At 37.2% G+C, this 25,116-nt stretch carries 30 protein-coding genes; 14 read left to right on the forward strand and 16 right to left on the reverse strand.

The window, feature by feature from the left end; all coding sequences use genetic code 11:
- Nucleotides 1-990: 990 nt before the first annotated feature.
- Nucleotides 991-1,257 (forward strand): hypothetical protein, encoded by a 267-nt coding sequence (locus ACEWK1_RS11200; protein WP_416636263.1) that lies wholly within the window; start codon nt 991-993, stop codon nt 1,255-1,257.
- 27 nt (nt 1,258-1,284) lie between these two features.
- Here the strand turns inward: ACEWK1_RS11200 and ACEWK1_RS11205 are convergent, their stop codons facing one another.
- Nucleotides 1,285-1,746, reverse strand: a complete 462-nt coding sequence (locus ACEWK1_RS11205) for a hypothetical protein (RefSeq protein WP_416636264.1) — start codon at nt 1,744-1,746, stop codon at nt 1,285-1,287.
- A 138-nt stretch (nt 1,747-1,884) separates the two neighbouring features.
- Here ACEWK1_RS11205 and ACEWK1_RS11210 point away from each other — a divergent pair, with 138 nt between their 5' ends.
- Together ACEWK1_RS11210 and ACEWK1_RS11215 are read left to right on the forward strand one after the other, a co-directional pair.
- Nucleotides 1,885-2,070, forward strand: coding sequence for a hypothetical protein (locus tag ACEWK1_RS11210; RefSeq protein WP_416636265.1), 186 nt, complete (start codon nt 1,885-1,887; stop codon nt 2,068-2,070).
- 83 nt (nt 2,071-2,153) lie between these two features.
- Nucleotides 2,154-2,579, forward strand: a complete 426-nt coding sequence (locus ACEWK1_RS11215; RefSeq protein ID WP_416636266.1) for a hypothetical protein — start codon at nt 2,154-2,156, stop codon at nt 2,577-2,579.
- 70 nt (nt 2,580-2,649) lie between these two features.
- On the opposite strand, the gene ACEWK1_RS11220 is transcribed toward ACEWK1_RS11215, so the two are convergent.
- The 3 genes from ACEWK1_RS11220 to ACEWK1_RS11230 form a co-directional block, all read right to left on the reverse strand.
- Nucleotides 2,650-3,078 carry a hypothetical protein gene (locus tag ACEWK1_RS11220; RefSeq protein ID WP_416636267.1) on the reverse strand — a complete coding sequence of 143 codons (429 nt, stop codon included), beginning with the start codon at nt 3,076-3,078 and terminating at the stop codon, nt 2,650-2,652.
- On the reverse strand, nt 3,056-3,463 hold the full coding sequence (locus ACEWK1_RS11225) for a hypothetical protein (RefSeq protein WP_416636268.1): 408 nt from the start codon (nt 3,461-3,463) through the stop codon (nt 3,056-3,058). The genes ACEWK1_RS11220 and ACEWK1_RS11225 overlap by 23 nt, the downstream gene beginning before the upstream one ends.
- Nucleotides 3,464-3,567: 104 nt before the next feature.
- The gene (locus ACEWK1_RS11230) at nt 3,568-4,374 is read right to left on the reverse strand and encodes a histidinol-phosphatase (protein WP_416636269.1); all 807 of its coding nucleotides are present in this window, start codon (nt 4,372-4,374) and stop codon (nt 3,568-3,570) included.
- Between the two features lie 123 nt (nt 4,375-4,497).
- On the opposite strand from ACEWK1_RS11230, the gene ACEWK1_RS11235 reads away from it, so the two are divergent.
- Nucleotides 4,498-5,046 carry a hypothetical protein gene (locus ACEWK1_RS11235; protein WP_416636270.1) on the forward strand — a complete coding sequence of 183 codons (549 nt, stop codon included), beginning with the start codon at nt 4,498-4,500 and terminating at the stop codon, nt 5,044-5,046.
- 74 nt (nt 5,047-5,120) lie between these two features.
- Here ACEWK1_RS11235 and ACEWK1_RS11240 read toward each other — a convergent pair whose 3' ends face one another.
- From ACEWK1_RS11240 to ACEWK1_RS11250, 3 genes are all read right to left on the reverse strand, one after another.
- Nucleotides 5,121-6,209 carry a hypothetical protein gene (locus ACEWK1_RS11240; protein ID WP_416636271.1) on the reverse strand — a complete coding sequence of 363 codons (1,089 nt, stop codon included), beginning with the start codon at nt 6,207-6,209 and terminating at the stop codon, nt 5,121-5,123.
- Nucleotides 6,210-6,371: 162 nt separating this feature from the next.
- On the reverse strand, nt 6,372-7,508 hold the full coding sequence (locus ACEWK1_RS11245; RefSeq protein WP_098795618.1) for a toxic anion resistance protein: 1,137 nt from the start codon (nt 7,506-7,508) through the stop codon (nt 6,372-6,374).
- A gap of 15 nt (nt 7,509-7,523) precedes the next feature.
- Complete coding sequence (locus ACEWK1_RS11250; protein ID WP_416636272.1) at nt 7,524-8,138, reverse strand: 5-bromo-4-chloroindolyl phosphate hydrolysis family protein; 615 nt, start codon at nt 8,136-8,138, stop codon at nt 7,524-7,526.
- A 239-nt stretch (nt 8,139-8,377) separates the two neighbouring features.
- On the opposite strand from ACEWK1_RS11250, the gene ACEWK1_RS11255 reads away from it, so the two are divergent.
- Nucleotides 8,378-10,207: an SEC-C metal-binding domain-containing protein gene (locus ACEWK1_RS11255; RefSeq protein WP_416636273.1), complete on the forward strand. Its 1,830-nt coding sequence runs from the start codon at nt 8,378-8,380 to the stop codon at nt 10,205-10,207.
- Between the two features lie 349 nt (nt 10,208-10,556).
- On the opposite strand, the gene brnQ (ACEWK1_RS11260) is transcribed toward ACEWK1_RS11255, so the two are convergent.
- Nucleotides 10,557-11,861: a branched-chain amino acid transport system II carrier protein gene (gene brnQ / locus ACEWK1_RS11260; RefSeq protein ID WP_416636274.1), complete on the reverse strand. Its 1,305-nt coding sequence runs from the start codon at nt 11,859-11,861 to the stop codon at nt 10,557-10,559.
- Between the two features lie 271 nt (nt 11,862-12,132).
- On the opposite strand from brnQ (ACEWK1_RS11260), the gene brnQ (ACEWK1_RS11265) reads away from it, so the two are divergent.
- Nucleotides 12,133-13,485 carry a branched-chain amino acid transport system II carrier protein gene (gene brnQ, locus ACEWK1_RS11265; protein WP_416636275.1) on the forward strand — a complete coding sequence of 451 codons (1,353 nt, stop codon included), beginning with the start codon at nt 12,133-12,135 and terminating at the stop codon, nt 13,483-13,485.
- A gap of 64 nt (nt 13,486-13,549) precedes the next feature.
- On the opposite strand, the gene ACEWK1_RS11270 is transcribed toward brnQ (ACEWK1_RS11265), so the two are convergent.
- The 5 genes from ACEWK1_RS11270 to ACEWK1_RS11290 all read right to left on the reverse strand — a co-directional run bounded on the left by ACEWK1_RS11270 (nt 13,550) and on the right by ACEWK1_RS11290 (nt 18,382).
- A complete protein-coding gene (locus ACEWK1_RS11270; RefSeq protein WP_416636276.1) occupies nt 13,550-13,714 on the reverse strand; it encodes a Spo0E family sporulation regulatory protein-aspartic acid phosphatase in 165 nt (54 codons plus the stop codon).
- 22 nt (nt 13,715-13,736) lie between these two features.
- Nucleotides 13,737-13,904, reverse strand: coding sequence for a Myb-like DNA-binding domain-containing protein (locus ACEWK1_RS11275; protein WP_247346575.1), 168 nt, complete (start codon nt 13,902-13,904; stop codon nt 13,737-13,739).
- A gap of 254 nt (nt 13,905-14,158) precedes the next feature.
- The gene (locus tag ACEWK1_RS11280) at nt 14,159-16,360 is read right to left on the reverse strand and encodes an EAL and GGDEF domain-containing protein (protein ID WP_416636277.1); all 2,202 of its coding nucleotides are present in this window, start codon (nt 16,358-16,360) and stop codon (nt 14,159-14,161) included.
- A gap of 142 nt (nt 16,361-16,502) precedes the next feature.
- The gene (locus ACEWK1_RS11285) at nt 16,503-17,057 is read right to left on the reverse strand and encodes a competence protein ComK (protein ID WP_416636278.1); all 555 of its coding nucleotides are present in this window, start codon (nt 17,055-17,057) and stop codon (nt 16,503-16,505) included.
- A gap of 509 nt (nt 17,058-17,566) precedes the next feature.
- Complete coding sequence (locus ACEWK1_RS11290; protein WP_416636279.1) at nt 17,567-18,382, reverse strand: helix-turn-helix domain-containing protein; 816 nt, start codon at nt 18,380-18,382, stop codon at nt 17,567-17,569.
- 168 nt (nt 18,383-18,550) lie between these two features.
- Between ACEWK1_RS11290 and ACEWK1_RS11295 the strand changes: the two genes are divergently transcribed.
- From ACEWK1_RS11295 to ACEWK1_RS11310, 4 genes are all read left to right on the forward strand, one after another.
- Complete coding sequence (locus ACEWK1_RS11295) at nt 18,551-18,769, forward strand: DUF1659 domain-containing protein (RefSeq protein WP_247346579.1); 219 nt, start codon at nt 18,551-18,553, stop codon at nt 18,767-18,769.
- Between the two features lie 35 nt (nt 18,770-18,804).
- On the forward strand, nt 18,805-19,023 hold the full coding sequence (locus ACEWK1_RS11300) for a DUF2922 domain-containing protein (RefSeq protein WP_121663805.1): 219 nt from the start codon (nt 18,805-18,807) through the stop codon (nt 19,021-19,023).
- Nucleotides 19,024-19,097: 74 nt separating this feature from the next.
- Nucleotides 19,098-19,241 (forward strand): YvrJ family protein, encoded by a 144-nt coding sequence (locus ACEWK1_RS11305; RefSeq protein ID WP_416636280.1) that lies wholly within the window; start codon nt 19,098-19,100, stop codon nt 19,239-19,241.
- A gap of 387 nt (nt 19,242-19,628) precedes the next feature.
- Nucleotides 19,629-20,147, forward strand: coding sequence for a hypothetical protein (locus ACEWK1_RS11310; RefSeq protein WP_416636281.1), 519 nt, complete (start codon nt 19,629-19,631; stop codon nt 20,145-20,147).
- 204 nt (nt 20,148-20,351) lie between these two features.
- Here the strand turns inward: ACEWK1_RS11310 and ACEWK1_RS11315 are convergent, their stop codons facing one another.
- The 3 genes from ACEWK1_RS11315 to ACEWK1_RS11325 form a co-directional block, all read right to left on the reverse strand.
- Nucleotides 20,352-20,870 (reverse strand): hypothetical protein, encoded by a 519-nt coding sequence (locus tag ACEWK1_RS11315; protein ID WP_416636282.1) that lies wholly within the window; start codon nt 20,868-20,870, stop codon nt 20,352-20,354.
- Nucleotides 20,871-21,004: 134 nt separating this feature from the next.
- Nucleotides 21,005-22,144 carry a type I restriction enzyme HsdR N-terminal domain-containing protein gene (locus ACEWK1_RS11320; protein ID WP_416636283.1) on the reverse strand — a complete coding sequence of 380 codons (1,140 nt, stop codon included), beginning with the start codon at nt 22,142-22,144 and terminating at the stop codon, nt 21,005-21,007.
- A complete protein-coding gene (locus ACEWK1_RS11325) occupies nt 22,141-22,485 on the reverse strand; it encodes a hypothetical protein (protein WP_416636284.1) in 345 nt (114 codons plus the stop codon). The genes ACEWK1_RS11320 and ACEWK1_RS11325 overlap by 4 nt, the downstream gene beginning before the upstream one ends.
- Before the next feature lie 110 nt (nt 22,486-22,595).
- Here ACEWK1_RS11325 and ACEWK1_RS11330 point away from each other — a divergent pair, with 110 nt between their 5' ends.
- The 4 genes from ACEWK1_RS11330 to ACEWK1_RS11345 all read left to right on the forward strand — a co-directional run bounded on the left by ACEWK1_RS11330 (nt 22,596) and on the right by ACEWK1_RS11345 (nt 25,104).
- Nucleotides 22,596-22,814 carry a DUF1659 domain-containing protein gene (locus tag ACEWK1_RS11330; RefSeq protein WP_416636285.1) on the forward strand — a complete coding sequence of 73 codons (219 nt, stop codon included), beginning with the start codon at nt 22,596-22,598 and terminating at the stop codon, nt 22,812-22,814.
- A gap of 36 nt (nt 22,815-22,850) precedes the next feature.
- Nucleotides 22,851-23,069, forward strand: a complete 219-nt coding sequence (locus tag ACEWK1_RS11335) for a DUF2922 domain-containing protein (RefSeq protein ID WP_416636286.1) — start codon at nt 22,851-22,853, stop codon at nt 23,067-23,069.
- 386 nt (nt 23,070-23,455) lie between these two features.
- Nucleotides 23,456-24,292 carry a hypothetical protein gene (locus tag ACEWK1_RS11340; protein WP_416636287.1) on the forward strand — a complete coding sequence of 279 codons (837 nt, stop codon included), beginning with the start codon at nt 23,456-23,458 and terminating at the stop codon, nt 24,290-24,292.
- A gap of 26 nt (nt 24,293-24,318) precedes the next feature.
- Nucleotides 24,319-25,104, forward strand: coding sequence for an SH3 domain-containing protein (locus ACEWK1_RS11345; RefSeq protein WP_416636288.1), 786 nt, complete (start codon nt 24,319-24,321; stop codon nt 25,102-25,104).
- Nucleotides 25,105-25,116 lie beyond the last annotated feature (12 nt).

Genomic DNA, 25,116 nt, shown 5'->3' on the forward strand with positions numbered 1-25,116 from the left:
TTTGAGCGGTGAACCTCGTTTGTGTCCCGATACTGGGGTTATCGAGACTGATTTTGAGCGGTGAACCTCGTTTGTGTCTCGATACCGGGGTTATCGAGACATATCTTGAGCGATGGACCGGGTTTCTGTCCCGATTCTGGGATTATCGAGACACATCTTGAGCGATGGACCGGGTTTCTGTCCCGATACTGGGATTATCGAGACTGATTTTGAGCGGTGAACCTCGTTTGTGTCTCGATACTGGGGTTATCGAGACATATCTTGAGCGATGGACCGGGTTTCTGTCCCGATTCTGGGATTATCGAGACAATTCTTGAGCAATGGACCAAGTTTCTGTCCCGATTCTGGGGTTATCGAGACACATCTTGAGCGGTGAACCTCGTTTGTGTCTCGATACTGGGATTATCGAGACACATCTTGAGCGATGGACTGAGTTTTTGTCCCGATTCTGGGGTTATCGAGACATATCTTGAGCGATGGACTGAGTTTCTGTCCCGATTCTGGGATTATCGAGACACATCTTAAGCGATGGACCGAGTCTCTGTCCCGATACTGGGGTTATCGAGACACATCTTGAGCGCTACACCGAGTTTTTGTCCCGATACTGGGGTTATCGAGACACATCTTGAGCGCTGGACCGGGTTTCTGTCCCGATTCTGGTATTATCGAAACATATCTTGAGCGCTGGACCGAGTTTTTGTCCCGATACTGGGGTTATCGAGACACATCTTGAGCGCTGGACCAAGTTTCTGTCTCGATACCGGTATTATCGAGACATGACTTGAACATTGGATCACTTTTCTGTCACGATTCGGCTCCTATCGAGACTGATCTTAAGCACTGAACCTCTTTCCTGTCCGAATTCTGCTCTTATCGAGACAGGATTTAGACCATTCATCTCAATCCTGTCTCGATTTCTAAAAGACAATGCATATAATTTTGTTTCATTCCATATTCTTTAAGGATATAGTATGTAAGGAGGGATTTTTAATGGAATTTTCATTTGGATTTATACTTTCTATAGCAATCGCGATTTACTTAGCAATTGATGCACCAAAGCATAACCGCAATCCTTGGCTTTGGGGGATTTTAGGATTTATCTTCGGTCCGATCGTGCTTGGTATTTATTTAATTAAAACCGGACGTAAAGTGGCAGGTTGGATCATTTTAATTATCTCAATTATCTTGATCATTCTCGTGATTCTGTTGTTTGCAGTCGGTATTTTCTTTGTCATGAATGGTTTTAGCGGTTATTAAAAAAGTCCTTCACCCGAAGGACTTTTTTTATTTATACTCCCACACCACTTTCCACTCTTCCTCATGCAAAACGGCATACACATCCTGCTCCACCGTAAACGTCCCGAATTTACTTTTAAACGTTTGACTCACCGTCATCTTGAAAGCAGTCGGAAACGTCTCAGCATCCTTAGCCATTTTAAAATTCTCGACCTCCTCCTCTCCATCTAAATCATATGAAAATGTCGTTACTCCATAATGACTCATATAAATATGCGAACGCTCCGTCACATAGCTGTTTTTCGTAAACCGCGCCTGCATGCTCGGATGAAAAAGCTCCCACGCACTACCAAAGTCACCTTCTTGCTCATACTCATAAAAAGCCTTCACGACATCTTCAGGATCATTCGCTCCAAAGCCTGAGATCAAGCGAACTAGAAAAAATCCACCTACCACTATCACAAGACCGATCAAAATAATCGGCAGCTTACTTGATGAACGTCTTCGCATTTTGGACACCTCTCTGCCTGTCTAATACAGAGTATGATGAGGGGTGGTGAGATATTCTTTATGTCTTTGGGCGGAAAGATAAATATGGATAAATATGGTACCATAGAGAAGTACTGATTTACTTAAGGGGGATTTTCAATGGAGATAATATTAGGTGATTATATAGTCATATTATGTGCCCTGTTTATGTTATATGTTATATACAGTCTTTCAAAAATGAACTACCAATTGAAACTAATTGTAAAACACCTTGGCGCTGATAAAAAAGAAGTCGTTCCCAATGATGAGATTGAAAAAGAATTAGAACGGGAATTAAAAAAATAAGGTACGAGGCTTATTGCAATTTTCATCCGGATCTAACATAGTATAAGACGGATTTGAATTTTTTAAGGAAGTAGTGTGACGGAATGAAGGATGCTATTTTATTTCTCGTTAACATCGTTAATTCCATTCATGACATTTTAATTGTTTTGATTAACGATATGCTCGGACTTCAGATGACCGATAAAGATATGCATTTTTGGATTATGGGCTTTATTGGGATTGGCACGTTTGCCGTTGTTTATCTTTTTACAAAATGGCTGGCAAAGCTTCCATTCGGCCTGCATCTTGTTGCGTTTATTTATACATTAACCTTTATGTTCGTGCTTGTCTTTGCTATTGAAATTCAGCAAGCTATCACAAGCCGTGGGAACATGGAATTTATTGATGCAGTTGTTGGTTTGTGGGGATATATTGCGCTGTTCCTCGTGTACGCTGCCATTGCTGCGGTGTTTTTGATTGTGAAGAGGTTTTTTAGTAAAGATAAAAAGAAACGTGATTTGAAGCTGTGATAATATTATCCATTTCAACAAACAAAAGAGCCTCACTAAGGCTCTTTTGTTTGTGTCTTCATTCTATTCATTAGTGAAGTTCAACTTCCACAATATGCTCTTTAACATTACCAACTCTTTTTACAAAATAATGATCACGATATATCTGATCAATAAGAGTTTTGTTATTTAAGTGCCACCACCAACGATTAGTAGGGATTGACTTGCTACAGTTAAAGTCATATACCTTTGCAATATGAGCACACGTATTTTTTGCATTTCTTAATAGCTTAATATCGTAAAAGTATAAATCTCTTTTTTCACCCTGAGATAACTTCTGGTAGTTTTCAGCCAAAATATCTCGTAAATCTAACATGTTGAGACTTTCATAAGGACTAACTAATAAATTTGTAACAGACAAACCAAAATTATTCACGTCTTGTCTCAGATTTCTCTCTACTTCATACTCGGTCAATTCATTTAAAAAGTCATCAAAATTATTTTTCGATTTCTTCAACATCTGGCAACACCTCCCTAAGTTTCCCAAGATCTACATAACCCCTAGATGGAGATAAGTATTTAACATAATTATCAGGTGGAAAACACGTTTCAACTATACCTGATTCATTTATAATTACAATCCATTTTCCATTACCAACTATATATTTCATTCCATCGTAATGAAGTGTTAAAGTATGTTTAGGTTGATTTAGTAAAAATAAAATAAAATGATTATACTGTTCTATAGTTGCGTGTTCCTTTAAATGACCACGTGCAATTCGTTCATTCAAATGTTTTTGAGCTTCACCCTGAAACCATTCAGGTCCACTTTCCAATATTTTACCCAAAATATTACTGAATAAACTCTTATGCCTTTGGTAATCATTCCACGTAAGAGAACTCACTACAATAACCGCCTCTATATTCTATTCATACTTACATTTGATATGTGAACATATTTTTAGTATAAATAATCCCACTTAGACAAGAAAGCATAATTTTCTATTAATTATAATTTTGTTAAAAATCGCTTTTTCTCCACAAAATAAGCCCACTCTTTAAAGCCAATTTCCTTCAGTCTTTTTTGAACAAGCTCAAATTCATCGCAAATTCGCTCAGGCTTGTGTGCATCAGAGCCGAATGTTACTTTCACATTATAATGTAGTGCTCTTTCTAAAATATCATCAGACGGATACCAGCCACCACAATACTTCGTTTTGCCCGAAGTATTGATTTCGATTGCGACATCTTCTTGACCAATGACTTCTAAAGTTGAATCAATCATATTTGTTTCAATCGCAGAAAACTCAGGATAATAGCCTTTCATCGCGTCAATATGACCTAATACCTGAAAGAAGCCGCTTTTGGCTGAAAGTTGAATGAGTCGGTAATACTCGTCCTTTACCTCAACCTGCTCCTGTGATGTTAACCCTTCCCAGCGACCTTTTTTGAAAATATTCACATCGTGTACATAGTGAACGGAACCGATTATGTAATCAAACGGATATTTGAGAAGCTGCTCACGATAAACATGAAAATGATCCGGGAAAAAATCACTTTCCATGCCTAGTAGCACATGAATTTTATCTTGATATTTTTCTTTTAAAGAAAGAACTTCCTCTACATATTTAGCAAGATCACTTTTTGCCATTGCAATACCTGGATACAGCTGATCCTCTTCACTGTGAAAATACGGAGTATGATCAGAAATCCCAATATACTTTAAGCCATAATCAATCGCCTGCTTCACATAATCCTCAATTGTTCCAAGTGCGTGTCCGCAGCGCTCGTGATGTGTATGTAAATCAAATTTCATGTTTCCAGCCTCCTCTATTTAACGCCTCTTCCGTTATCTTAGCGTATCCTGTTAATTTTATCCATGATGTGTTTATAAGTTTTGAAAAGTGACCAAGATGGAGAAATGGAAGGAGGCTTGATGATGATTGATATGAGAAGGATTACGATTTTTGCATTTATTCTTTTGGTTATTATCTATCTTGGTAGCAAATATGTATTAATTGATGAAAAGGAGTCACCAACGAGTCACACACCTCAAAGGCAAATTGTGAAAGAATTAGACGTTCCTGGCCAGACTGTTTTTAATTCTACAAAAATTGGTCATGTTGAGGTTAGCTCTGTTGAAGAAATTAAGGCACGTTATCAGCAGAAGTTCGAGGATTTGGAAGCGAAAACGAATGAGAAAATTGATGCTTTATTCAATGAAGCAAAAAATGATTACCAAGAGTTTTCAGAAGCTGAGGATGTCTCCCTTAAAGACCTTTATAAAAAATACGCCGATGAAGGTCAAAAGATTGAGGATGAAACAGAAGCTGCGTTTAAGGCTCTTTATGAAGAGATGTCTAAAGAGCTCGTCTCAAATGGATATAACGGAGCCGAAGCTGAAGAGTTCAAAGATAAATACTTGGAGCAGAAAGAGCTGCGGAAGTCAGAGATCTTGGAGAAGGCATTGTCGATTGTGCGGAATTAGGAAAAGCCCTGTGTCTGGTGTTGACACAGGGCTTTTTGTTCGACAAATTTCGGGGAGTGACAGGCACCACAAACCTATCTAAACTTCCTCCACAACCACCTACAGAACATAAATAGGTAACTGCCCGCCAAAAAGAAGATGGTGACCATTAAGTTGTAACTTAAAACAGCTTCACTGAATTCTTCTGTTTGATTTGTTGAAAGTAATGTTCCAATGTTTATAGCCAGAACCACTAAAAATCCATCCAATAACGGTTTATACCATTTACTATTCCCTGCGTTTACAATGAATAATGCTATTAGTGTTAATAACCATGGAAGCATGTCAATTGAACTAAAAAATCCATCTTCAATTGGAAAGTGTGGAAACCACAGACTAACCATTGGTATTTGAACGAGAGCTATAAAAACACTGTAGGAATGTCTCCTTTTCCTGTTATTCTCCAATCTCATTTTAATTTCTTCTGTTAAATACTCATCATCTTTAGCAAAATCACTAATAATATCGCCTATGTTAAACGATAATGTGCCTTCATATTCTTGCTTAGGAATTCCCGCAATGGCCTCTGATGTATTTGGAGTCTTATTTAATGATAATTCAGTATGATAAAGAGGCACCTGATTTTCTCTAAAAACACGAACCCATTCATCAAACATTTCGTTATGACCAATTTTAAACGTTAATACTTCTTCCTTTTCTAAGGTACTGCTTCCTTTAATATATAATTTTGCTTGCGCGACCTTTTTCAATCTTGGTTTAATTCCATCTAAAGTTTGTTCATTCTTCGGCAATAAAATGTAGCTTTTTCCAATAAGAACATAATCGATTTTTTGATAAGGTAATAGGATTTCCTCTGTTTTCGTTGTTTTTTTATTATGAAAACTATAATAATAGCCATCATCACGGAGTTCTACTTTTATTGCATAATCTAGGTATTTTCTTAAATTTTTATATCCAAATAGAGCTAAAAATAAAATAATTAGAGCGGCAAACAATAATAATAGAAAAGAGCCAAGACTGCTTCCCAACGCTACTGTAAACGCAAGGTAGGTAATTCCTAGACCTAAAAGCAGTAAAAATAAAATAAGCGTTACATGAGCACCGACCGCCCAATTTGGGAGTTTATTCGAAAAGAATCGGTGATCCTTAGAAAACATTTCCATTCTTTATTCACCTCACTTGTTCATTTGAGGATACACTCCCCGGAGAGTGTTCACATGTGAAATTACGAGATTTCTATACGATTCTATTCCTGCTTATCTGCTTGTTATGCACCTAAAAAAATAGGGCTTGGTTAGGCCAGCCCTATCTGTTTATAAACAACCTTACATTCCCGCCAGCTTCTTCTTCAAATCCGTCTCCATCATCGCAAGATCCTGCTCTGCCTGCAGTCGCTTCGCACGCCCTTCCGCTTGGATACGGAGTGTTTCTTCTAGAGTAGAGACTAAGTGGTCTTGAACCTTCTTCAATGTATCCACATCTACTAGTCCTCGTTCGTTTTCTTTCGCTGTTTCAATTGTGTTCACTTTCAGCATTTCCGCATTTTTCAGAAGCAAGTCATTCGTTGTTTTAGACACAAGCTTCTGTGCTTCTACCGCATCTTTTTGACGCAGCAGGGTTAAGGCAATGGCCACTTGGTTTTTCCACAACGGAATCGCCGTTGTAATGGATGATTGAATTTTTTCAACCAACGCTTGGTTTGCACTTTGAATTAAGCGAATTTGCGGGGCGCTTTGCATGGTGATTTGTCTGCTTAACACAAGGTCATGTGTGCGTTTTTCTAATCTGTCGGCAAATTGCATGAGGTCGTTTACCTCTTGAAACGCCATTTGGTCTTGTGTGGCTTCTGCTTTTTTCTTCAGTTCTGGGATTAGTTTTGTTTCGAGCTCTTCTATTTTTAATTCGCCCGCTGCGATGTAGACGTTCAGCGCATGAAAGTATTCTTTGTTTTGTTCATAAAGCTGCTCAAGAACCGTGATGTCCTTTAACAAACCCGTTTTTGCATGATCCAGCTTCACACTAATGCGATCGATTTGCACACCTGTTTTTTGGTATTTTGTTAATACTTCCTGGACGGAGTTTGATAGTTTTCCAAACACCTTAGAAATCAGTCCACGTTTTTCAGGCTTTAGAGCATCAGGGCTTACTTGCTCTAATTTTTTCATTAAGTCACCGATAATTTCGCCAATTTCACCGGTGTCTTTTTTCTGAACATGATCCAACATCGAGTGTGAAAAGTTTAATAGCTTTGATTGTGCCTGTGATCCATATAATGAAATCGCTTGTTGGTTTTTTGGATCAATTTGCTCAGCAAGCTGAATTGCCTTTTGGCGGTTTTCTTCAGGTAAAACGTCAATAAGCTTCACCTGCTTTGGTTCTCCTTGCTCTGTTTTTACTTCATTTATTTGTAGCTCTTCTTCGCCAAATGGATTGGCAAGCAGCTGATCTAATTCGCTTTTCATTGGGATGGCCTCCTACTATTTTTTAATTGAAAGTTTTGCAACATCCAGTTCGAAGTTCAATTGAGATATATCTTTAGACAAAACATCGTGTAAATCCTTCTCCAGTTTTTCTGAAAGCTTGGAAATCGTGTCACGCGTTTCATCTAGAGAGTGAGATAATTCACGGTTCTTTTTCGGCTGTGAAGCTAAGAATGCATATTTTTCGCTTAACTCAACGAGCGAGTCTAAGTGAGAATAGTAAAACTGCTCGGCTAGGTAAAAACGCTTCGGCTCTTTTTTTGTAATCGAATAAATACGATTCACAACACGATACAGTTCGATATTTTGTTTAATGGAAGAAACTGATCGGATCGTAAAAAATGTTTTGCGAAGACGTTTTATTTTTTTATCTGCTTCCTTTAAATGATGATGAATATATTTGTACTCTTTTCTTGAAAGTTGGTTTTGTTTTAAAAAGCGTTGAGTTGTTAGTGCTTTTGTTCCGGCAAAGGCAATGGCCCCTCCCCCCAACGCATAGGCACTCGACATAAGGTACGTTTGATCCAGTGGAAAAAAGCTGACCATCCAGATCGCACCCGTTGATACAAACGCAGTGGTGGACTGTATGAAAAAATTGACAAATTGATTCATGTTAATCGTCTCCTATAGTTTATGATTCCTACTATTTAGTACGTATCGCCATTCTTGAAAGTTTCATTGTTCTATTAAAAAGTTTTCAGTTCAAGACACTTGATCCTATCCCATCTTTCCACTAAAATCACACTTGGTATACATACGAACGTCGCAGAAGGTAGATAGAATCACAAATTTGTTATAAGATTGTTACTAGGACATCCACAGAAGATACATTTAGAAAAGAATGATAGGTGATGAAATTGGAATTAAGACGTAACGATCCGTGTTCTTGTGGGAGCGGAAAAAAATATAAAAAGTGCTGCATGAAGAAAGAAAATGTGATTCAGCTTCATGCCGTAAAGGAAGAACGCTTTTATCAGCAAAAGCATGCACTAGTTGTAAAGGTGAAGGACTTTGTTTCTAAGAAGCTTCCTTTAAGTAAACAATACCAATTACATACGGAATTTAAAAGAAGAACGGATCATACTTTGAACGAACAGGCAGAAAAACAGTTCTTCGATTTTTGGCTGATCTTTTTTAACCGTTTTGAAAATGGTCTGCGTGGAATTGAGTTGTTTGTACATGAAAATGGGTCTCGCCTTTCAGAAGATGAGCGCGAAATGGCGAACACTTGGTCATCTCTTAAGCCAAGGCTTATACAGGCGATCGATTCAGGAGAGAAAAGTGTTCTTTTCGAAGATGCTTTCACTCATGAGAGATTCCCTGTTGCCCGTATGCAGGAAAACCTGCCAAGTGTTGCACCATGGTACGGAACGATTGCTTTATTAGAGCCTTTTGATACATTGTTCTATTTTAATGGTGTACGAAAATTCGAAAGCCCACAAAACTTCCACTATGCTGTGAAAAAAGTGGACGAGCTTCGTGAAGAAAAAGAGCTTAATCATGAGCAAATACTTATGGATTACTTCCCTGAGATTTTAGCTGCGATTGCTAAGGGCGAAGAACGTGAATTAGGGACAAAGGAAATTCATCAATACAATTCCTACTATACAATTGAAGATTTCGAAGCTGTTGATTCTTTCTTTCAAAACGAGGGAATTTTCGTAATGGATAAATGGGAGCCAGCGCAAAAGCTTTGCAATTGGGTTGAAAACTGGCACCAATACTCAGATAGCGAAATTTCCGGCCCAATCCGCATGGGTTCGGTATACGGCTCGATCCGAATTGAAGGAAATCAGCTTACATTTGTTACATTAGATGAAGCAAGAGCGGAAGAATTCAAAGGTATGATGGAACGCGTTGGTGCTGTTTCATTTGTGAACGAAGAAACACATACACAAACCGTTCCTTTCCAGGTTGAAATCATCAACACCATTTCTTCGATGAATGAAGATACGCCACAGTACTTTGCTTTCTACGCAAAGCATGATCTGCGTTTTGATTTAGATAAATCTCTTCCATTGTTTGATGGTCAATCGATTAGTGAGTTGATTGCAGCAGGACGCAAGGACGAGGTTGAGGCATACTTGCAGCAAAGAGAATACAGCTTATATGTTCAAGCTCACTATGAGTTTAAGGATATCGCTGTTACACCAGACTTTAATTCAGTACGTAGAGAATTGGGCCTTCCTCTATCACCGTTTGTTACAGGTGGAAAAAGTCGAGCATCTTCAATCGAGAAAATCGATTCACCTTTAGCTAAGAAAAAATCGATCGTAAAAGAAGAAGATATCCCAAACTATGAACTGTTAGGCTTCACACCAGCAACGGTTGATAATTTCTTTGCTGGAGATTTCGTGACATTCTTCAAGGAAAAAACAGAAGGAAAATCAGATCTTACTCTAAGAAAATATCGAAACTGCTTATTTGATCTAAGAGAAATCTTCCTAGAACACCCTGTTTCAAGCTGGGAAGAATGCGACGAAACATTCTGGCACAACGTATTCCTGGCAGATTTCCCGAACCTCTACAAACCACTAACCAAGACTGTTGTTAAAGACTTTGCTAGCACAACAAAAGCACTGGCTAAATGGATTGAGAAGGAAAAGGGTGTTAAAGGGCTTTCTAAGGTTGTTAATCAGATAGCGAAGGATGCGGAAGAGCCGTTGTTGGAGTTGGTATAAGCCCTCTATAAGCAGCTACTAATTATAAAATTAGTAGCTGTTTTTTGTTGGTTGTAACCTACTTTTGGCTTGAGGCAAGCACTGTGAACCCAGAATCTAAACTTAAATGGATATTTCAGCTGAATTTTGTTGAATTTTGTTGAATCGGAGATAAAAGGGGTAATACCTAAAACTAGTCTGTTTATTATCATACGTAATACAGAGGGAAAAACTGTTTAAAAGTTACCTACTTCAAAGTAATACCCTTAAAAAAGCTAAATTTTAAATATGTCACATGAATTTGACGTTATTACAATTAAAAAAGTAGTAATCTTCCCTAATTTGTAAGGTTGATTACTACTTTTTAAGTCTATTTTCTTATAACTCCACCAATTAACGCACCAATAACTGCTGGTACCAACCATCCCAGTCCGATCTCAAAGAGCGGAACGTAGTCTACTAAAAGGCTCATCCCTGGAATCGCGATACTTGCCGCAGTTAACCCGTCAATTATACTGAAAACTGCTGTAGCAATTAAGCTGAAAACATAGACTCTCGATTTGATCCCAACTGCATAGTCTACAAAGGATAATGCAATAAGCACAATCGCTAACGGATATAGCGCAACCAATAATGGAACTGAAACTGAGATTAGCTGTGATAATCCAAAGTTCGCAATGCATGTACTAAAAACAGATAAAACGAAGATAACCTGTTTATATGAGAATCTCGGAAACACTTTTGATAGGTAATTTCCACAAGCAGATACTAGTCCAACACTTGTTGTTAAACATGCAAACGTAATTGCTAGTGCTAAGATTCCCTTCCCCAACGAACCAAACAATGCGCTTGCTGTTGCAGAGAGAATGGCTCCCCCGTTGTCCAGGTAGCCGATTTGAGAAACACTTGTTGCTCCGATAAACGATAGAGAAACATAGACAAAGATTAACCCAACACACGCGATTAACCCCGCCTTGATGCAAACCTTCATCACTTCTACTCGTTCTGAGATCCCTCTTTCTTTTATTGCCGAAACAATAACAATGCCAAAAACAAGTGCACTTAACGTATCCATTGTTAAGTAACCTTCTAGGAATCCTTTGAAAAAGGCTCCTTCTATATACTCATTCTGCGGTGCTTGTAGTGATCCCATTGGAGTTAAAACAGCTTTTGCTGTTAAGATCACCAAAATAATCAAGAGTGCCGGAGTTAGCATTTTACCAATACGATCTACTAATTTACTCGGATTCAACGCCAACCAAAATGTTATCGCAAAAAACAATATCGTATAAATGAAAAGCGGAAATCCTTGTGCTGAAAGATCAACAGGTAGAAATGGAGTTACTCCAATCTCAAAAGCCACTGTTGCTGTTCGTGGGATTCCGAAAAATGGCCCGATTGTTAAATACAAAATAATCGGAAAAATCAGACCGAACTTTGGATGAACTTTATTTCCGATTGTTTGAATGTCACTGCCTGACAAAGCAATGGCTAAAATACCTAAAAAGGGAAGTCCAACACCTGTTATAAGAAACCCTAGAGTTGCTGCCCAAACATGCTCACCAGCCTGCTGTCCCATGGCGGGTGGAAAAATCATATTACCTGCACCTAAAAACAAGGCAAACAGCATTAAGCCGATAACAATTGTTTCCTTACCGGATAATTTTTTTACCATAATATCCTCCTGCATGAATAAGTTATATCAATATATGAATGTTTGTCGAAAAAAAGCACAAAAGATAGTTTAACATAAAATATTGTCGATGTTGTAGGAAAAAAATAAATTTTATAAAAATTTCAAACATGCAATTTTTTCTATCTTAAGATATCTTTCTAATCAGAATATAAACAATAATTTTAAAAGTTGCACTTTTTAGAGTTTACTAGATTTTATGTTCTCTCCTTGTTATAATTCTGCCTATTATCTTTTAAGGAGTCATTATCATATGCTTAAGAAAAAAGAACTTATTCTTATTAGTTTTATGTTATTTTCTATGTTCTTCGGAGCCGGAAACCTGATTTTCCCGGCATTTTTAGGTAGATCGGCAGGAGAGGATGTGTGGCTTTCACTTGCTGGATTTATCTTAACTGCAGTTGGACTTCCGATTCTAGGGGTTTTAGCTGTTGCAAAGGCAGGTAGCCTTGATACATTAGTAAACAGAGTGCATCCTGTTTTCGCGTTTCTTTTTCCGTTTTTAATTTATGTATCAATTGGTCCTGGTCTAGCGATTCCCCGCGCAGGCTCTACTGCCTACGAAATGGGATTAAAGCCGTTCCTACCAGCTGAAGGAGTAAGCCAACCGATGGTTTTATTCTTCTACACAGTCGTCTTTTTTGCGATTACATTATGGCTGAGCTTAAATCCTTCTAAACTAGTGGACCGATTCGGTAAGCTGTTAACGCCACTTTTATTAGTTATGATTGTGATCATTTTTGTAAAAAGCTTACTTACACCTATTGGGGCGTTTTCAGAAGCAACAGGTGCTTATGCGCAGAACGGATTTTTCCAAGGGTTTATGGATGGGTATTTAACAATGGATGCCCTTGCGGCGTTAGTGTTTGGAATTGTTGTAGCAAATACAATACGCACAAAAGGTGTAACAGACTCGAAATCAGTGTCAAAATACATGGGCTATGCTGGGATTATAGCCGGTGTTTTACTAGCTTCAATCTATGGAATTCTTGCGTTCTTCGGGGCTTCTAGCACATCACATGGTGAAGCAGAAAACGGCGCTCAAGTGTTAACAATTGTTATGAATCAATTGTTTGGCGGAGTGGGCATTGTGATGCTTGGGTTGTTGTTCACATTAGCTTGCTTATGCGTATGTATCGGACTTGTTATTTCATGCAGTCAGTATTTCTCTACGATTTTCCCAAAGCTTTCTTATGCAAAGTGGGCGGTTGTTTTAACAGTTATTAGCCTACTATTAGCGAACATGGGATTAACTCAAATTCTATCAATCTCCGTTCCAATTTTAGGAGCTATCTACCCTGTAGCGGTTGTATTGATCGTTTTAGGTTTATGTCAGGATTGGATTAATAATCAAGTATACTTGGTTGCAACACTTTTCACAGCTGCATTTAGTGTGCTCGAAACAATTAATAGCACGTTCCTAGGCAGAGCATTAGATTCTACATTGAGCTATGTTCCTCTTTACGACAAAGGTGTGGGCTGGATCTTGCCTGCAGTTATTGGCGTGATCATTGGACTGTTGATTAGCGGGCGAGCTGGAGGGTCCGGTGCACGCGAGGAATCAGGTGCTGGGGTTTCTAACGCCTCCCCTGGGCTTGCGGAATAATTATTATATACAGTAAAAACCCCGAGTGTGTCACTCGGGGTTTTATCTATTTATTTAACCATAACTAGAATGCTCGCTGAAACAAACTTATAAGTCTATCTAATTTCTCACTAGATATTAGCACTATTTCATGGTTCATTCCAAACTCATTAACAGCTTTGATTAGTTCTTGTCGTGCTGCTTCTATATCTTCCAACAGGTTTTCTCTCGTCATTGTTTGGGTTTTCATCTTCTACCCCTCAAAGATTGACTTAATATGTGTAAATAGCTTCTTTTTTAAGCTTTCTGTATCTTTTCTCTACACTTATTGATGTTCTATTCAAAATTGCGGCAATCTCTTTATACCTTTTCCCGCTCTCACGTAAGGAGATAAGTCGGAAGTCTTCCTTTGTTGTCCAATGTCTATATGTTCGTAACATGTCATCTTCCCCCTATCAAAAGATCTATGTTTTATATCATTCTACCTATTATGGTTTGATTCTATCATTGTTAAGAAATCAAATGTATAGGAATATAGTGCTACACGCTCTGCCATATTCGTGTACATATATCTTTTGTAAGGTTTATTTCATTTACTTTATTCCTTAATATCCACATTTTTTTTAAATAACAAGGATAGGAATGCAGTACTATATACATTCATCCTTCATAAAAATTACCAGATGAATTGTTTCTATTTCATTAACTCTGTTACTCCCTTAACATCCAACGGCTTACTTAACAGATACCCTTGCCCAAGCTCACAGAAGTTGTTTAATAGAAAAGCAAGCTGTACTTCTTCCTCTATCCCTTCCGCTATAACAGAAAAGTTCATCGTATGACTCATTTCTATAATAGCCTTAGCAATTGAACCGTTAAGTGTAGAGTCTAAAATATCATCAACAAAGGATTTATCAATTTTAATTTTATCAATCGGGAGGTACTTTAAGTAGCTTAGTGAAGAATAGCCTTTCCCAAAGTCATCAATTGCGATTTTCACTCCAAGCTCCTTCAGCTTATTTAACACAATTCTAGAGAATTCGATATTTTGCATGATGCTCTCGGTGATTTCAAGTTCCAGGTCTGCAGGATCTAGTTTAAAATCCCTCAGTGCCTGTTTAACATCATCAACAAATCCCAAGTCCTGTATTTGTCTAACCGAAACGTTAACTGCAACCGGCACAGCTCCCAACCCAGCGTCCTTCCAGAGCTTATGCTGTTCACAAACTTTGCGAAGCACCCACCTTCCAATTGGGACAATGAGCCCTGTTTCTTCAGCTAGTGGAATGAAGTCTGCTGGTGAAATCATTCCGAGTTTTGGATGTTTCCATCGTAGTAAGGCTTCAACTCCGCAAACCTCTCGAGTATCCAGCCTGTATTGCGGCTGGTAGAATACTTCGAAATGTTCATTAGCTAACGCCTTCCGTAGGCCAACCTCAAGTTCCATTTTTCTTGTTGATACATTTTGAAGAGTAGAATTATAATATTGATAATTATTTTTCCCACGTTCTTTTGCAAGGTACATTGCAGTGTCAGCATTTTTAATCAACGTTTCCTGATCCTCTCCGTCCACTGGATAAAGACTAATCCCCACACTAGGTGTAACAAAGAATTCATCGCCATTTAAATCGAACGGCTGAGAAAAAGCTTGGATAATCCCCTGAGCAACTTCTTCAATCTCCTCATATGAAGTTGACTCTAGTAAAATAATAAACTCGTCACCGCCTTGCCTTGAAACCATTCCTTGATTACCAACAGCCTCTAACAATCGTTTCGCAGCTTTCTGCAGGAGAAGATCGCCAGTGGAATGTCCTTTTGTATCATTAATAATTTTAAAACGATCTAAATCTAGAAATAAAACCGCGAGCATATTGTCATTTACTTGACTTAAGTGTTCATTTAAATGATCTTTAAACATGTTTCGGTTTGGCAGCCCTGTTAACGAATCATAGTAAGCCATTTGATGAATCATCTCATCAGCTTTTTTACGTTCGGTAATATCTCGTCCGACAATCAGCCTTGCTTTTCGCCCTTCATATAGGACGTTCATCACTGAAATTTCAATATAAACCGTTCGACCATCTTGACGGACTATTTCAGTTTCGAATCGTTTTTTTTCAAGTTCGTGGGCTTTCATTTCAGATAAGGTCTCTTTAATGACCATCACACTCTTAGTTGGCATGTAACGAAGAATTGATTTCCCAACTAACTCACTAGGGTTTCCTTCTCCTAATAATTTACTGCCTGCCTCATTAATAAAATCAAATTGCCATTTACGAATCACAGCAATAAGATCAGGAGACATCTCAACTAATCCACGATATCGTTCTTCCCGTTCCTTGTTATCTGTTACATCAAATAATACACTTGTGAAGTCAACATAGTTCCCTTTTTCGTCAAACACTGGTATTCCACGATCACGGATCCACCTTACTTCACCATCAGGCCTTAAAATCCGATAAAAATTAGTTATTGGTTTACCTTGCTTCAGCACTTCCTGCCTATCCTCAATAATCTGTAGATCATCAGGATAAACAACCTTTTTCCATAAAAGCTGATCTTTGTAAAACTCATGAAGCGAATATCCATACAGCTTTTCAATTCCAGGGGTAATCATAATATTATCCTCTTTAAAATCATGAGACCAAATCGCAACATCTAATGAATCAAAAATACTATTAAGCTTTTGATTACTCTTCTGCAAATCCTTTGTTGTCTTGTTTACAGTTGCAAGTAGATAGATAAGTAAGGCAATCATTGAAAAATTCAATACTATAAAAATAATATGATAAAATAAACTTTCATGATGAAAAAAGAAGTATATAGATCCCACTAAGATATTACAAATAATAATTAAAGAAACATATAACATCCATTTGTGCTTAAAAATATTCATTGAAAACTCCCCTAGTGTCCAACCTGATACTTCTATTTTACCTAGTGATGATAGCATCTGTATAGGTCAAAAGTTAGATATTTTGACCATTTTAGACAAAAGACGACAAAAGCACCCGAAAAGACAGGTGCTTATTTACATTCTACTCTTTAAATTTTTCAGGGTCGATTTTATACAACTCCGTTCCTTCTTCCACAGAGGACTGACGTAATCCTTCTGTTATTCGTTCATACCTTAAATCATATGTACTAACAAGTCGGGCGGCAATTCCAAGCTTTGAATGTAATGTTCTTTTCGTTAACTCGACCTTTGCTTTCTTATAATTTGTGAAAAGAATCAACGCCTGACCATCATCATCCATAATATCTAATACGTGCTGATAAGCAACCCACACACATTTTGGTTTATAAGGAGAGCATACAGGAATCATACACAGCTTATATTTTTCACTAACCATTACAGGCATCATTTTTTTACCTGCAAAAATGGCATGAGCTGAAGCCTTTCTTCCATCCATATCACTTCCGTAAAAAATGCAACTGTCATTCATGATTTTGATCGGACTTAACGCAGCTTTCACAACTCTATATTGTTCAAGAACGATGCTGTAAAGTTCACCATTATCTGAGTAATATGGCAAAATACCCATTGTGTACTCGTGGATAATGTAATCATCTAAAATTTGAATGTGTTCCATATTATCACCCTCCAAAAAATTTAGTCCTTTAAATTTCTAAAAGAGTTGGATATAATACGGATATAGTTGGAATATATCCAGCTCCTATCAGGCCTTAAGCACTCGCTGCTCAAAGTTTGTGCTTAGGGTTTTTTATCATTTCCCTCATATTTACCCCCTTCCATTTTCCTACAAAATTTACTATATCCTCCAATATTATAAGTTAATTTTCTAGAATAGTATGTTATATTATTGTAAATCTTGTAAACTTTTGATGTAATTTGTTGCAGATTGTAGCAAACTGTTATATGGATTCACTCATTCATCCATGCTAAGCTCATTGATCTTCTTGGAACATTTATCAATCTTGTCTAACAGCTTTCCCTTCATTTCTTCATCAAGGCTGCTACAAAGCAACAACTTAAGATAATTCATCCTTATCTTATACCACTTGATTATCACTAAACGTCTCATAGTATCCTGCCCTTTTCTATCGTCTACTTTCTATATCGTATGTTTCTCATAAAGCTTTAATTAAATCTCATCTCACCTTCAATAAAATCATACAAGCCAACCCTGGCTCTGTATTCTTTCCTGGATTCATCCACAAACAACTGATAAAGAACGGTATAAAAATATCCTTCAAAACTCTTATGTATTTTTCCTAGCTTTTGTGCAAATAGAGTTTGCTTAAAGGCTTCAATAACATGATCTACAAGAAACTCAATTTCTTGATGAAAATTCATTTTATTGTAAGCAACCATCACGGAATTCCATAGCTTATAAATTTCAATTGCATTAAAGTAAGGCTTTACAACTTGGACAAATTCTTTAGGAATTGAGTTTGGTAGAACGTTAATCTCATCTTGGGATGATGTTTGTTGTTGTATTATGTTTTTATTATTTTTTTTATTCTCACAGAGTGAACTTAATTTATTCTCTGTTTTATTAGGGGTGACAGGTGCCGTGACATCCTGGGGTGACACTGGTGCCTGCATTGACTCAACAGAAGCAAAGGATTGTATGATAAGAAGGTTAACACCCTGTGATCCATTCATTCGTTTTGTCGCGACTTTCTTCACAATCCCCTTTTCCTCTAATGTATTCACCGCGCGAATCACCGTCCGACGACTAACTCCAACCCTCTCAGCAATATAGTCATACTTTGCAAATGACACCCCAATCACCTTAACCGAATGCCTCCATATCACACGAAGAACCTCCAGTGTTCCCTCTGATAGTTCACTTTTATGCTTATATAAAAAACCTCGCACAGCCTGGTCCATCTCCTCGATCGTTTGAAACGATTGGTACTTCCTAATTGTCTCATAATTTAACTTTTCCACAGCTTGTCACTCCTTATTTAATAGATAAAAAGTAATCTTCACTGCTTATATAGGGATTTTTCATGATTGGGTAGCGTCCTATTTAAAAAATTTTTAAAAAAAATATAAAATCAGACGCTACCCAATGACAATTTTTCTATATATAGAGGGCGAAAGGAGGTGATCAGCATGGCAGATCAAGTGATTTTAGATTCGAACCTAAGCCTGATTTACGACATGGGGATGGACATCAACGGCAAACCTATCGAAAAGCGTAAAAGCTACAACAATGTAAAAACAGCTGCAACACCTGACCAGCTACTTCAAGTAGCACAAGCAATCGCTAGCTTACAAACTGAAACATTAACACTCGTTGAGCGAAGCGACACACATCAGCTTACAGTCTAAGCTGAGCTAAATTACTCAGAAAGGAGGTGACAAACATGGCGAAAACTTTAGAACTGCAATTTTTAAACACAGAAGGAAAAACGGTTAAAATCAACATCGATTCTCCAATTGAACCTGTTGATACTGCCGCTTTAAACACAGTCATGGATACAATTGTTTCAGCAAACATTTTCTTCTCAACTGGTGGGGACTTTGTGTCAAAAAAGGGAGCCAGAATCGTAGAGCGTAACGTAGAGGATGTTGTGCTTTCGTAATAAGGTATTGGGCTGACAATGCGTTTCTGTCAGCCCAACTTAATAAAAAGTAACCAGAAAGTGAGGTGCAAACCATGGAGCAATGGATATCATTCATCAGCGAGGTCGGCTTTCCTATTATCGTCACGTTGTATCTGCTTAATAGGATTGAGAGCAAGCTTGATGCATTGAATCAGTCAATCCAGATGCTGCCTTCGCAGTTGGGGAAGGTTGATTAAATTGGGCTATTAAAAAGGTTACGCAAAAGAATTAATTTTGGTTCTAGGGGAGAAAACAGAAAATTAGACACTATTTAGGAGTACAAATCGTATAGTGTTTAGTACTCCTATTCTTTTTGATATAACTATGTTTCCTAATTTTCAACCAGAATTAACATTAAAAACTTAATGTTTTTAATATGTGTACAAATAGTTATGAATCGCTTATAGATTTAAAGTGATAAAATGAAAGTTAACTGCTATGTTATTTTAAGTGCAATTAGTTATTTTTAACAATTGATTTTCAGAGCTATGGTTAGTTTTATAGAAAAATATTTATATAATTTGTTATTAAAGGAACAAGTATTTTACTGTGACTTATTCTAAGAAAAAAATGAGGTTTTTTTAATGAATATAACTTTCGCAACGAAGGAAGATGCACAAGGAATAATCGAATTAGATAAGAAAATTTTCCCTAATGAGTGGATAGTAGAAGAGTCTTTTATTAAAACAATAATAGATAAAAACCCTTATTGTTATAGAATTATAAAAGAATTTGGAACGATAATAGGATTTTGTTGTTTTATACCATTAAAAAAAGAAAATTATGATCAATTACTAATTGGAGAAATTAAAGAAAAAGATTTACCTAACTATGTTGAGAAATACGATAAGCAAACAAATTTTTATATTTACTTTGCTACAATCAACATCGACCAAAGTAATACAAAAAAATCAAAATATACTAGATATTTATTTATCGATGTTAAAAATCAAATAACCAACTACATTAACGATGGAATTAAAGTAAAGGAAGTAGCAGCCATAACAATTACAAAGGAAGGAGAAAGGTTAGTTAAAAATAAAGGGTTTGATTATTCTCATAAACTTGATGGTGATAGTGTATATAGATACAACAAATTTTGAATGGCTACTTTAACTATAGGATGATATGTTTAAGGAAAAAATTAAACATAATGAAAAAAAACGTTCAGCATTTCTGCTCGCTGCTTAACTGCTAAAATAACTTGAAACTTATGGATATTTTATTATTTGTATTGTTAATTAAATTCATCTCTTAAAACTGAACCTATTAAGAATAGACTACTTCCTCTATTTATCCAAAACCTACTATTCAAAAGGCACCTTCGTTTCATAACCACTTTCAGCAATCACTACATTCCCTATTTTCTCAGATGCCTCTTTATCAACTTGAATGACAAATGTTCTAGGTGTTGCGTCAGAAGTACAAAGCCCCTCTGGTTCAGATAAAGGCACTGTGATAGTTTTGTTGTCAGAGCTTAATTCAACATTTTGAATCTTATAGGGACAACTGCCGGATTCAGTAACCCCAATGAAAAAAACATCTTTTTCTTTAAAGTTAACGATTGGTAGTTCATTCTCAAACCCATACAGATCCCATGTTTGTTCAAATTCTGATGAATTAACAGATTTATTCACCATGTATTCAAACATTGGTCCAGTTTCTCTCACAAAGGCAATCTCATTAAAATCAGCTGGTAATGTCTTTTCACTTGCTATCATACCTTTGTAATTTTGAATACTATCGGTATCAAACTCATCATTGCTACAGCCGAATAATAACGACATAAATAAAGCAAGGGCAAGTAATGTTTTGTGGATTTTCATTTTATCTTTCTCCCCTTTCTCTATTTGATTAGACGAATATTTTATGTGGAAGTTTCACATTCTGGGGGTAATTTGATTAGACGTAAACAATCTAAACGTTACAAAAGAGAGTGATACATAGACTCCACTCTCTTCTACTTCCGCTTTCTCTTTTTTGTTAAACTCGCTCGAATAGACGCATACTCTATTAACCTCTCAATAAAATCAGAGCAGTCATCACTCGTAATGGATCGCCCTCTAGGAATTGAGCCTAAATAGACTCGTCCACCTAAAATCAAATCGGGCACATGCTTTTCGACACGAGCAATCACTTCACTGTTTTTAAATCCATTTCTTCTGCCGTTATGGAAAACATCATAATCATTCTGACGTTTGTGGAAAAACTGATCAACATTAAGCTGCAGAATATTTGATGAGTCACCAGATCTATCTCTTGCAACAGTTAGATAAGTATTTCCTGCGCGATTACCATAGACAAGGTCGTTCTCGAAAGCTGGTGTTCCAAAGACGGCAATTCTATAGATTTCATGATTCCCGTCAAAATTTTTAACAATAAAGCTACGATAATATCCCGGAAAAGTTCCTCCACTTGCATTGCCAAATGAAAAATAACCGTAAGATAGGTCTTCCTCTATTTTTGACTGATATTTCCCACTAATCGTAATATCTCCACATAAAATATAATTTTGCAACTCCGAGAGAAATGGGTGCATATCAGCCGGCGTCCCCTCACCAATATACCCCGCATCAAGCAAAAACTGAACATATCGATCGTATGTAGTCAAATCATATGTTAGACGCCGCAAAGGTCGAAATGAAGTATATTCTACTTTTCCTTTGATGAGCTCAGAATATGTATAAAGCTCCTTCGTTAAAGGAATTGTTTTTTCTCCCTGTATTTCATATAGTTCTATAGTTTGACCGTTTGCAACGCCAATATATTTAGCCTTAAGGACTTTATTATAGGCTTTTACTTGTTCTAGCGTATGATCAGTTAATTCTATATGTTTTGCCTTCAACTCTAAGACTAATAAGGCATGCTCTTTACCTTCTCTATCTTTATGCCAAACTACGATATCCGCTCTTTGCTTAGATGTGTGATCTATTTGTTTGAGAGCAAATTCAGTACTTATTGAATCTCTAGGAATCTCCATTTCTTCGATCAAAACCTGTAGTAACTGCTGTCTTACTTCTTCTTCAGGGGTATACTGCAGGAAAACCTGTCTACAAGGATCATATAACAGCTTTTGTCGTCCACTTTTATAGGTTTTCATTCCGCACCTATCCTTTTGTACAACTTCACCGGGTAGCGATCAACCATACCCACATCAATAAATTCTATGTACCCTTTTGAGAGAAAAAAGATCTCGGTTGTAATGGTCGTATGTGTTTGTCTCGAAATATCGTAAAGTATGACTCTATTATCAAATTCAGCTGAATGCACCACTAGAAAGGTTGTGAACATGTCTTCTTCAGATTGTTCATGACTTTCGTTTACAACTGCAAAAATATCGTATGGATTAGATAGAAGTAATTGTTTTATTTGTGATTGAGATAAGCTTGTGTCTATTAGATGATAATCTTGATCTCGTTGCGTAATGACTGAAGGGAACATGAATCAGTACTCCTTTTTATGGAAATTTACTATATTATAAAAAAATTTTAAATCACACGCTACCCAAGTCTCCTTTTTCTATATATAGAAGGTGAAAGGAGGTGATCAGGATGGCAAATCAAGTAATCTTAGATTCTAACTTAAGCCTAATTTACGACATGGGGATGGACATCAATGGCAAACCACTCACTAAACGTAAAAGCTACAACAACGTGAAAACATCAGCAACACCAGATCAATTACTTCAAGTTGCACAAGCAATCGCTAGCTTACAAACCGAAACATTAACACTTGTTGAGCGCAGCGACACACATCAGCTTACAGTTTAAGCTCCGGTAGATTACTAGGAAAGGAGGTGACATACTATGGCAAAAACGTTAGAACTGCAATTTTTAAATACAGAAGGAAAAGCAGTTAAAATCAACATCGACTCACCGATTGAGCCTGTTGATACGGCTGCATTAAACACAGTCATGGATACGATCGTTTCCGCGAACATTTTCTTCTCGACTGGAGGAGACTTTGTTTCTAAGAAAGGAGCTAGGATCGTGGAACGTAATGTTGCTGATGTTGTGCTTTCGTAATCGGAGTTGGGGCTGACAGGATTTCTGTTAGCCTCTTTTTTTGAATAATAGAGAAATTGAGGGGCAATGAGGGCTGTGGGAACATAGAAACTTAGTGATTTACAGGCAAATACAAACCGCTTTAACATGTTCTTTTGGCTTTATCTTCGATTCTGAAGGTTTTATCTTCGATTTTACCGATTTATCTGCAATTCTACAAAAATCGACAAAACCCTCGCAATCTCACAACCTTATAAGTCACACCATCTTGGAACTTCGCCTCCGTTTCTGTATAATACTTCTATAATAATTCCGTCTAACGGACAACTTTCAGTCATAACTCTCGAACGAGCATCATACATCTTTTCAAGGTAGTTTTTCTAGCTTTCGAATACAGGAGGTTACATATGAATCTAATTGAAGTACAGCCCGTTAAATTTAGTTTTTTTGAAAAACCGCCCGCTTCGTCTATGAATCAAGCATTTGTTTATGAAAATGCTGAGCATAACTATGAGGTTGTTAAGAACGGAGATCGTCTTTCTCGAAGTGATTTACGCGCAGGTAAATATACAAAAGTTTATATTGTCGATATGAGTGTCCAGAACTTTAAAGATATTAGTGAGTATCCGTCACTTGACCGCGGCCGTAGCTTTCAGATTGATTTATCTATAGATTACAAGGTTGTTGATCCTATTTCTCTTGTGCAGCAAGGAGCCGGAGAAATTGTTGCGTTTATTAAGAAAAAGCTCCCATATTGGCTTGAAGAAATCACAGTTGATTATTCAATTGAAGACATTAAACGTGTGAAAAAGCATATTGAGGACCTTCACGAGCACTCATCAATGGTGACAGGCCTTAAGCAGGTTGGCATTGTTGTTTCTGATATCAATGTTCTTGTGAAGCAAAGCAGTAGTGATCAAGAGCACGATAAAATGTTCCGTGAAGTGGACAAAAATCGTGAGCTTAAACGATATTTGCAAGAATATGAGCTTGAGGATGCCCGTTTTATCGCCTCACAAATTCAAGAAGAAATTAAATCTGGTAATCTTTTTAATGCCCTGCTTATTGCTGAGAAAAACGAAGCAGCTGCTGAAATTATAAAAAATCGGATTGCGAATGAAGAAAGATTTCGGATGGAAGTTCAGGAGCAGGTTAGAACCATGCTGTTGGATCCTACTGTAGATGAGGTTGAAGCAAGAAGACAGCTGACAAAAATGAACCTATATTTTCCTCTTGAGAGGTAGAGATTCACAAAAGGAGAGTCATACAAGTGGAATCGATTATTAATCAAGTATTCTGGCTATGGGTCCCTCTAGCCCTACTGCCCATATGGCTGCGAATTGGTCTTACTGTTTTTCTAGTCATACTTGTAGCACGGCCAATCATCATTCGACTAACACCGAAACTCATTCAATGGACGGCAATTCTTTTAACAAAGGGAGTCGAGCTGCTTTCCTATCCGGTGATGGTAGGATTTCATAGATATTTAGCAAAACAAAGAGAGAACGGAACCTACTATATTCCAGTTTGGATAGAAGCAACTGAAGAGGTTTTTGCCCTGCTCATAAAGGCACTAACAAAGATACAAGATCTCTCAAGAAAACGTAAGAGAAATAGCATTCTAGCAAATCGAATTGTGCGAACCTTTGCGATCATGGCAGCCATTTTACTGCCTCTTGCGGTTGTTAACAATCCAACTGCGTCGTATTCAGAAACATGGCATCGCTTTGACAATTGGGTCACAACGGAAAAGGTAGAAAAAGAGCTCGGATTTCAATTAAGTGATACACAAAATAAGATTCTTGGTGGGGTAAATCAAGCGACTGCTAAAATAAATCCAATCGAATTTGTATTAACAAAGGACTTTAAAGAAGGTGGAAACATCCGCTCAACTCCATCTCTAAAGGGAAAAATTGTTGGAAATTTCTCGTCCGGAGAGGTTGTCACATACCTCGGTGAGGAAGAGTATGATGATACTGGGATACGATGGTTGAAGGTGGAAACACCGTCAGGTAAGATTGGTTGGGTTTCTTCGAGGATTGTGGTAAAAAAGTAGGTGGCGCCTTTA

This window comes from Metabacillus sp. YM-086, from assembly GCF_048059995.1.
Taxonomy (GTDB): Bacteria; Bacillota; Bacilli; order Bacillales; family Bacillaceae; genus Metabacillus; species Metabacillus litoralis_B.

Coding starts and splice junctions, on each gene's coding strand:
- ACEWK1_RS11200 (WP_416636263.1), top strand. CDS start 991: ATGGAATTTTCATTTGGATTTATACTTTCTATAGCAATCGCGATTTAC.
- ACEWK1_RS11205 (WP_416636264.1), bottom strand. CDS start 1,746: ATGCGAAGACGTTCATCAAGTAAGCTGCCGATTATTTTGATCGGTCTT.
- ACEWK1_RS11210 (WP_416636265.1), top strand. CDS start 1,885: ATGGAGATAATATTAGGTGATTATATAGTCATATTATGTGCCCTGTTT.
- ACEWK1_RS11215 (WP_416636266.1), top strand. CDS start 2,154: ATGAAGGATGCTATTTTATTTCTCGTTAACATCGTTAATTCCATTCAT.
- ACEWK1_RS11220 (WP_416636267.1), bottom strand. CDS start 3,078: ATGTTGAAGAAATCGAAAAATAATTTTGATGACTTTTTAAATGAATTG.
- ACEWK1_RS11230 (WP_416636269.1), bottom strand. CDS start 4,374: ATGAAATTTGATTTACATACACATCACGAGCGCTGCGGACACGCACTT.
- ACEWK1_RS11235 (WP_416636270.1), top strand. CDS start 4,498: ATGATTGATATGAGAAGGATTACGATTTTTGCATTTATTCTTTTGGTT.
- ACEWK1_RS11240 (WP_416636271.1), bottom strand. CDS start 6,209: ATGGAAATGTTTTCTAAGGATCACCGATTCTTTTCGAATAAACTCCCA.
- ACEWK1_RS11245 (WP_098795618.1), bottom strand. CDS start 7,508: ATGAAAAGCGAATTAGATCAGCTGCTTGCCAATCCATTTGGCGAAGAA.
- ACEWK1_RS11250 (WP_416636272.1), bottom strand. CDS start 8,138: ATGAATCAATTTGTCAATTTTTTCATACAGTCCACCACTGCGTTTGTA.
- ACEWK1_RS11255 (WP_416636273.1), top strand. CDS start 8,378: ATGAAATTGGAATTAAGACGTAACGATCCGTGTTCTTGTGGGAGCGGA.
- brnQ (WP_416636274.1), bottom strand. CDS start 11,861: ATGGTAAAAAAATTATCCGGTAAGGAAACAATTGTTATCGGCTTAATG.
- brnQ (WP_416636275.1), top strand. CDS start 12,133: ATGCTTAAGAAAAAAGAACTTATTCTTATTAGTTTTATGTTATTTTCT.
- ACEWK1_RS11270 (WP_416636276.1), bottom strand. CDS start 13,714: ATGAAAACCCAAACAATGACGAGAGAAAACCTGTTGGAAGATATAGAA.
- ACEWK1_RS11275 (WP_247346575.1), bottom strand. CDS start 13,904: ATGTTACGAACATATAGACATTGGACAACAAAGGAAGACTTCCGACTT.
- ACEWK1_RS11280 (WP_416636277.1), bottom strand. CDS start 16,360: ATGAATATTTTTAAGCACAAATGGATGTTATATGTTTCTTTAATTATT.
- ACEWK1_RS11285 (WP_416636278.1), bottom strand. CDS start 17,057: ATGGAACACATTCAAATTTTAGATGATTACATTATCCACGAGTACACA.
- ACEWK1_RS11295 (WP_247346579.1), top strand. CDS start 18,551: ATGGCAGATCAAGTGATTTTAGATTCGAACCTAAGCCTGATTTACGAC.
- ACEWK1_RS11300 (WP_121663805.1), top strand. CDS start 18,805: ATGGCGAAAACTTTAGAACTGCAATTTTTAAACACAGAAGGAAAAACG.
- ACEWK1_RS11305 (WP_416636280.1), top strand. CDS start 19,098: ATGGAGCAATGGATATCATTCATCAGCGAGGTCGGCTTTCCTATTATC.
- ACEWK1_RS11310 (WP_416636281.1), top strand. CDS start 19,629: ATGAATATAACTTTCGCAACGAAGGAAGATGCACAAGGAATAATCGAA.
- ACEWK1_RS11315 (WP_416636282.1), bottom strand. CDS start 20,870: ATGAAAATCCACAAAACATTACTTGCCCTTGCTTTATTTATGTCGTTA.
- ACEWK1_RS11320 (WP_416636283.1), bottom strand. CDS start 22,144: ATGAAAACCTATAAAAGTGGACGACAAAAGCTGTTATATGATCCTTGT.
- ACEWK1_RS11325 (WP_416636284.1), bottom strand. CDS start 22,485: ATGTTCCCTTCAGTCATTACGCAACGAGATCAAGATTATCATCTAATA.
- ACEWK1_RS11330 (WP_416636285.1), top strand. CDS start 22,596: ATGGCAAATCAAGTAATCTTAGATTCTAACTTAAGCCTAATTTACGAC.
- ACEWK1_RS11335 (WP_416636286.1), top strand. CDS start 22,851: ATGGCAAAAACGTTAGAACTGCAATTTTTAAATACAGAAGGAAAAGCA.
- ACEWK1_RS11340 (WP_416636287.1), top strand. CDS start 23,456: ATGAATCTAATTGAAGTACAGCCCGTTAAATTTAGTTTTTTTGAAAAA.